The organism is Oleiphilus sp. HI0043, assembly GCF_001634935.1.
This window is the reverse complement of the sequence record NZ_LWEY01000403.1, coordinates 1-554: the sequence shown is the minus strand read 5'-3', so window position 1 is coordinate 554 and position 554 is coordinate 1. Positions and strand designations below refer to the sequence as shown.

Sequence of the window (554 nt, the reverse complement as noted above, 5' to 3'; positions counted from 1 at the left end):
TCAATAGAGGCCATTTCAGTTAACACAGGTAAGTTATCTGGTTCCGCTACGCCCTCATCAAGAATGACTGGCGTGATTTTGGTCTGTGATTCAACAACAATCACCTCATCACTCTCACTCTCGGGCACTAGCTGGTCAAGCCCTTTCGACGATGCAAGTGATTGAACGGTAGGCAGATCTTCAGGTTCAAGCGTCTCTTTAGCTGACGACACTTCTTGCTCAATTGGACGCTTATACGCCTGAATATCAACCTGGGCAGGCTCTGAAAAGAACTCACCAATATAATCATTCAAGATCTGACCGTTAGAATTTGCTTCTTGGGAGCTTAAGGGAGCATCGTCATCATTCTTATCTGAGGCGCTTGCTGAACAATGATCTACAATCTCAGTGCCTGCAGAGCTCATGTCCTGCTCAGCGACCAATAACTGAGGTTTCGGGGAAGCCCCCTGACTTGAAGAGGATATATTGATTCGCACACTCATTCTGCGCGCAGAAGTCTCGACCTGAGACAGTTCGCTCTGAGCTCGTTCCATGCGAGTAGAATTCAGATAACA

General features: G+C 47.1%; 1 protein-coding gene. It reads right to left on the bottom strand.

The annotated features are described in order from the left end of the window. Positions 1-533: hypothetical protein (locus tag A3729_RS05310; protein ID WP_156497690.1), on the bottom strand; the 533-nt coding region annotated here is incomplete at its 3' end. Positions 534-554: the final 21 nt, after the last annotated feature.